Origin of the sequence: Burkholderia sp. NFPP32 (assembly GCF_900119325.1) — a bacterium.
Classification (GTDB): Bacteria; Pseudomonadota; Gammaproteobacteria; order Burkholderiales; family Burkholderiaceae; genus Burkholderia; species Burkholderia pyrrocinia_C.
Window position 1 is genome coordinate 38380 of the sequence record NZ_FPJP01000035.1, and the last position, 6176, is coordinate 44555.

The 6176-nt window shown below is 62.2% G+C and carries 6 protein-coding genes and 1 pseudogene; 4 read left to right on the forward strand and 3 right to left on the reverse strand.

Annotated features, from left to right (window positions below; all coding sequences use genetic code 11):
* Window positions 1-69 precede the first annotated feature (69 nt).
* Window positions 70-1428: an MFS transporter gene (locus tag BT264_RS34775; RefSeq protein WP_072445100.1), complete on the forward strand. Its 1359-nt coding sequence runs from the start codon at window positions 70-72 to the stop codon at window positions 1426-1428.
* Between the two features lie 57 nt (window positions 1429-1485).
* On the opposite strand, the gene BT264_RS34780 is transcribed toward BT264_RS34775, so the two are convergent.
* The 3 genes from BT264_RS34780 to BT264_RS34790 form a co-directional block, all read right to left on the reverse strand.
* Entirely contained in the window at window positions 1486-1734 is a 249-nt protein-coding gene (locus tag BT264_RS34780) for a hypothetical protein (protein ID WP_034181454.1), read from the reverse strand.
* Window positions 1735-1840: 106 nt separating this feature from the next.
* A complete protein-coding gene (locus BT264_RS34785; protein WP_072445099.1) occupies window positions 1841-2458 on the reverse strand; it encodes a LysE family translocator in 618 nt (205 codons plus the stop codon).
* 42 nt (window positions 2459-2500) lie between these two features.
* Entirely contained in the window at window positions 2501-3535 is a 1035-nt protein-coding gene (locus BT264_RS34790) for a cohesin domain-containing protein (protein WP_072445098.1), read from the reverse strand.
* A 447-nt stretch (window positions 3536-3982) separates the two neighbouring features.
* On the opposite strand from BT264_RS34790, the pseudogene BT264_RS40625 reads away from it, so the two are divergent.
* The 3 genes and pseudogenes from BT264_RS40625 to BT264_RS34800 all read left to right on the forward strand — a co-directional run.
* Window positions 3983-4393, forward strand: a pseudogene (locus tag BT264_RS40625) (RHS repeat protein); the annotation flags it as partial.
* 117 nt (window positions 4394-4510) lie between these two features.
* Window positions 4511-5968 carry an RHS repeat-associated core domain-containing protein gene (locus BT264_RS40630; RefSeq protein ID WP_371293695.1) on the forward strand — a complete coding sequence of 486 codons (1458 nt, stop codon included), beginning with the start codon at window positions 4511-4513 and terminating at the stop codon, window positions 5966-5968.
* The coding region (locus tag BT264_RS34800; protein WP_143156745.1) for a transposase at window positions 5889-6176 on the forward strand (288 nt) is incomplete at its 3' end. The genes BT264_RS40630 and BT264_RS34800, both read left to right, overlap by 80 nt.

The following is a 6176-nucleotide window of genomic DNA, read 5'->3' on the forward strand; positions in this document are numbered from 1 at the left end:
TTGCTCATACATATATGGGACCGGAGTAAGCGCTGAAGCGCCAACTCCGGTCGACACAGGAGACTCGCGATGAATCGCGCAACCACGGTCGATGTCCAGACCTTCATCAACGAGCAGCCGTTCGGCGGCTTTCAGTGGCTCGTGTTCCTCATGTGTTTCGTGATCGTGCTGCTCGACGGCTTCGATACGGCCGCGATCGGCTTCATTGCGCCGTCGCTGCTCGGCGAATGGAACCTGACCAAGCCCGATCTCGCGCCCGTGCTGAGCGCCGCGCTGTTCGGCCTCGCGTGCGGCGCGCTCGTGTCGGGCCCGCTGTCCGACCGGCTCGGGCGCCGCTCGCTGCTGCTCGGCTCGGTATTCCTGTTCGGTGTCGCGTGTTTCGTGTCCGCGTTCTCGACGACCATCGGACACCTGACGATCCTGCGCTTCGTCACCGGCGTCGGGCTCGGCGCGGCGATGCCGAACGCGGTCACGATGATGGGCGAATTCTGTCCGGACAAGCGCCGCGCGACCGTGATCAACCTGATGTTCTGCGGCTTCCCGCTCGGTGCCGCGTTCGGCGGTTTCCTGGCCGCGTGGATGATTCCGCATTTCGGCTGGCGCAGCGTGCTGATGCTCGGCGGCGTGACGCCGCTGCTGCTCGGCGTGCTGTTGCTGCTGAAGATGCCGGAATCGGTGCGCTTCATGGTCGCGAGCGGCCAGGCTGTCGACAAGATCCGCGCAACGCTCGCGCGCATCTCGCGCGACGCGCTGAATGCCGGCTCGTTCGCGATGACCGAAGCCGCGCCGCAGACGGGCGGCAAGGGGCTCGGCGTCGTGCTGTCGCGTTCCTACATCGTCGGCTCCGTGATGCTGTGGATCGCGTACTTCATGGGCCTCGTGATCTTCTACGCGTCGATCAACTGGATGCCGATCCTGCTGAAGGATGCCGGCCTGACGCCGAAGAGCGCGACGCTGATCTCGGCGCTGTTCCCGCTCGGCGGCGTGGGCGCCGTGCTGTGCGGCGTGCTGATGGACCGCTTCAACGCGAACCGCGTGATCGCCGTGTGCTATGCGCTGACGGCGGTGAGCGTGTATGCGATCGGGCAGGCGGCCGGCAACGTCGGGCTGCTCGTGCTGGTCGTGTTCGTGGCCGGCGTGCTGATGAACACCGCGCAATCGTCGATGCCGGCGCTTGCCGCCGCGTTCTATCCGACCGAGGGGCGCGGCACGGGTGTTGCGTGGATGCTCGGCGTCGGCCGCTTCGGCGGGATTGCCGGGTCGTTCCTCGTCGCCGAACTGACGCGCCGGCACTTCACGTTCGCGGGCGTGTTCGCGACGATCGCCGTCGCGGGCGTGCTCGCGTGCATCGCGCTGCTGATCAAGCAGATGGCGCGGCCGCATGGCGTCGTGCAGCCGGCAGGCAAGATCGAGTCGCTCGGGCATTGAGCGAAGCGCGGGCCGGTGCGATGCGCCGGCCCTCTGTGAGCGGCGCCCTTCGCGCCGCTATTCCTCCGCGTCGTGTTCCTTGACGAAGTTGCGCAGATACGCGCGCAGCGCGGCCTCCCGGCCGCGATGATCGGCGAGGTTCGCGGCGCCCATCTCTTCCTCTTCGCCGAACAGCGTGGGCGGCGCGCAGTAAGTGCCGACTTCGATATTCTCGCGCAGCACGCGGATGTCGTGCGTGAGCGGGCGATACTCGGCGATCCAGTGCATCCCCTCGATGTGCTCGCCCGTCCTCAGCATTGGCTTCATCGGCTTTCTCCCGACAGCAGCGGCGCAACCGCGAAGCGGCTGCGCGCGCCCGTACCGAAAGGGTACGCCTGCATCACATGAATCTCAACGGGCGCGCTGTGAGCGCTCACTGCGGCAGCAGGTGCGCGATGAGCGGATACAGCGACAGGATCAGCAGCACGGCCATCGTCACGTTGAAGACGCGCAACGCGCGGCGGTTCGACAGGAAGCGGCGCAGGCCGAGGCCGAACGCGGCCCACAGGCTGATGCACGGAAAGCCGATCAGGATGAACACGACGGCCATCCACGCGGCGTTCATGCCGTAGTCGGCGGACAGGCGGACCGTCGTCGCGGCGGTCAGCACCATCATCCAGGCTTTCGGGTTGACCCACTGGAACGCGGCGGCTTCGATGAACGTCATCGGGCGCGGCTTGCCACCGTTCGCCTTCACTTCGCCCGACGTGCCGATGCGCCACGCGAGGTAGAGCAGGTACGCGACGCTCGCGGCTTCGAGGATCGTGTACAGCAGCGGCAGGCGCCTGAACGCTTCGCCGAGGCCGAAGCCGACGCAGAGCATCAGGATCGCGACGCCGATACTGATGCCGAACAGGTGCGGCATCGTGCGGCGGAAACCGAAATTCACGCCGGATGCGAGCAGCATCGTGTTGTTCGGGCCGGGCGTGATCGACGTGACGAGCGCGAACAGCATGCCGGCGGGCAGCGCGCTCAGGGTGAGGAATTCCATCGCGGATTCTCCATTCGGTTCGAGACTGGGATGGAGGTCAGTTTAGCGACGGTTGACGGTACAGTACCGGTACAGTTGGATTGACGATTGCCGGTACGGCGAGGGTGGGGGTGGTTTTTGGGGGGTGTTGTTGTTGTTGTTTCTCAGAAAAGATGGATTGGCCGAGCTGATCGGTTTGAACGTTGCCATCAATACGGCACCTTGCCCTGTCGCTCCGGCGACGCTTGATTGCCCATCACCGGTGTAAGTATCGGTTACGTAGATTTGCCCGGCTGCCGGGTCGGCTCTAACTTGGAAGCTCGTGGGCGTACCCCCTTGTTTCAGGAATTCGCCTTCAACGATGTTGCCCACTTCCAGTTTTTTCGGATCGTAGCCAATCGCTACGGGAATGCCAGTCACGGGCTGACCCGAATTCATGACAAGTTGTACGGTGAACGGTTGGCCAACTTTGGCTTGCGAAGGTGCAAGCCAGATCGCCTGTGCGGACCCATTCGCTGGGTCGGACACGGGATTCGCCGATCCATTCACAGGTGCGACCGGCGCAGAGGTGCCCGGCAAACTTGATGGCGAGGAGGTCGTGCTGCCTGTAGTTGCTGGTGCTTGTCCTTCAGGCGCCGGCTTTGCGGACGAGGGGATAACGGGTGCCGCGCCGGGCTGCGAGTTAGCGTCCACATTGGCGTCGCTTCTTACCATGCTGCGTGAGTTAGACTCAGTGCCAGAGTCGAATGCCAACAGTCGTGCATCGGGGCTCGGGAGGGTGCGAATGAGATGGGGCGTGATCGAGAGAACGATCTCGGTTTTTTTGCCATCGTTCTGGTGGCTGGAAAAGAGCCTGCCCAATATCGGAAGCTGGCCCAGTCCGGGTACCTTGTTGGCCGTGTGGGTATCGTTGTCATTGATTAGGCCAGCAAGGACCTGGTTTTCGCCATCCTTCAGCCGTAGTACGGTGGCGGCGGATCGGGTCCCGATCTGATAAGCGATAGTGCCTTGCGATGTCGTTAACTGGTTCGCGATGTTGCTCACTTCCAGGTTGATCTTTATCTCGACCTCACCATCGGCGGCTAGCAGCGGCCCCACCTATTGAAATCGTCCCCGTTGCATCCGGTGGAACGCTGTACAAGGTGAACGTTGCAGTTTGAACCGCAGCCGCCTCCGGGTTGAACTTAATCGTGTACGTACCGGTGGCTGGCAATATCAGCACGTCGGTGAAGATGGGACTTCCGCAGTAGTAGTACCCATACGAAGGCCCAGTCGTGTTGACACCGTCAGGATTGAAAATAGTGACTCGCCCGCAACCGCCACCCGAATTTGGCACCATGTACAGAGACACACGCTGCGAAGCGGTGCCACTGAAAGTCAGACTGCCATTCTGGCCAGGGGCCGTGGTGGAGAGCGTAACAGCCGACCCACCAATCGTAATCGCTCCGGTCACATCCGCTGGAACAGACGTCAGAGTAAACGTCGATGTCGGGGTGCTGGTCGAGTCCGGATCGAACTTGATCGTGTACGTGTCACACCACGACCTACCGGTACGACACCTCGGGCAATCTCACCGAGATAGACGATCCGCTAGGCAACGCCACTCACTTTACTTACAACAGCCTCGGGCAGATGATCGGGAGCACCGATCCGCTGGGTCATGCCACGACGTTCAGTTATCAGTATGGGGACCTCGCGGGCATCACTGATGCGCTCGGCCGTGCAATTATCCGCTACACGGACGGAGTCGGCCGGTTACTGTCCGTCTCGGATCCGCTCGGTAATCGCACAGTGTTCGACTATAACGGGCGCAGCTTGCCGACCCGCGTGACGGATGCGCGAGGCGGCGTCACGACCTTCGCTTACGACACCAATGGCAACCTGACGTCCTTCACGGACGCGCGAGGTGGAGTAACGACCTTTGCCTACGACTCGAAGGAGCGGCGGGCGAGCCGCACTGATCCGCTGCAGGCAATCGAAACCTACATTTATGATGGGACCGACAATCTCACTAAGTTCACCGATCGGAACGGCAAGATCGCGACGTTCGGTTACGATGGACTGAACCGCGGGGTGTCGGCTGCCTATGGGCAGACCAATTCCGGGGGGAGTCCGACGTCGCCCGATGCGACTGTGGCTATTACCTACGATGCGGGTGACCGCGCCACGCAGATCGCTGACAGTCAGGGTGGAACTATCACGCGCGCCTACGATGGCCTCGATCGCCTTACGGCCGAAACCACTCCGCAAGGTGGTGTGACGTACGCATACGATGCAGCGAACCGGCGCACAAGCTTCCAAGTGGCGGGTCAGAATGCGGTCACATACACCTATGACAACGGGAACCGCCTTACCGCCGTCACGCAGGGCAGCGCGCAGGTGGGATTCACTTACGATGCCGCTAGTCGGCGATCGACGCTGACCTTGGCCAACGGGATCGTCGCGACCTACAGTTACGATATCGCGAATCAACTGACCGGGATAACCTACGCGAATGGCAGTACCGCTATCGGCGCCCTGACCTACGTGTACGACAACACCGGCCGGCGTACACAGATTGGCGGCACACTCGCCAGCCTAAACCTTCCGGCTACGCTGGCCAGTGCGACCTACGATGCGGATAACCGGCTGACCAACTGGTCCAGTAATACTCTTACCTATGATGCAAACGGTGATCTCACCGGGGACGGCAGCCTTACGTATGGCTGGGACTCGCGTGGTCGACTCGCCTCGCTCTCCGGGACGGCGGCCGCGAGCTTCACCTACGACACACTGGGGCGGCGAACTGGCAAGACGGTGAACGGGGCGGCGACGAACTTCCTCTACGACGGCCCGAACGTGGCACAGGAACTGGCGAGCGGCACACCCACCGCGAATCTGCTACTGGGGCTCGATATTGACGAGGTCTACAGCCGTACCGATGGCCTTGGGGCGCGGAGCTTCGTAACTGATGCGTTGGGCAGCACAGTGGCGCTCACGGACACCAGTGGGGTAGTCAAGACAAGTTACATGTACGAGCCGTACGGCAATCCATCTGCGACTGGCGAGACCAACACCAACACTGCTCAGTACACTGGACGGGAGAACGACGGCACTGGCCTTTACTACTATCGGGCGCGTTATTATCAGCCACGTGTAGGCCGATTCGTAAGCGAAGACCCGATTGGTTTAAACGGAGGAAGCAACCTATACGCTTATGTAGGTGGAAATCCAATCAATCTCATTGACCCAACAGGCGAATTTGGCATCCCTGGTGCAATTGCTGGAGGAATTATCGGGGGTATCAGCGGTGGCTTGGGCGCGGCGGCTACGGGCGGGATCGTTTGGCGCGGTGCGTTGTTCGGCGTGGCTACAGGCGCGGTTGTCGGTGGCACTGGCGCGTGGATTGGTGCGTCTCTGAAGTTGACCCGCTTCAACGGACACCTATTCTTTTTGAAGAGGAGGTGCCGTCATGGGCAAGCATCGGAAGCCGTACCCGGCGGAGTTCCGGGCGCAGATGGTAGAGCTGGTGAAGGCAGGACGTACGCCTGAGGAATTGGCGCGCGAGTTCGAGCCGACGGCGCAGAGCATCATCAACTGGGTCGCTCAGGCCGATCGCGACTCGGGAATGCGCCAGGACGGACTGACCACGGCCGAGAGGCAGGAATTAACGCGGCTACGCCGTAAAGTCCGCCAACTCGAGATGGAGCGCGACATACTCTCTCACGCGGCTGCCTGGTTCGCTCGGGAGACGGGGGCC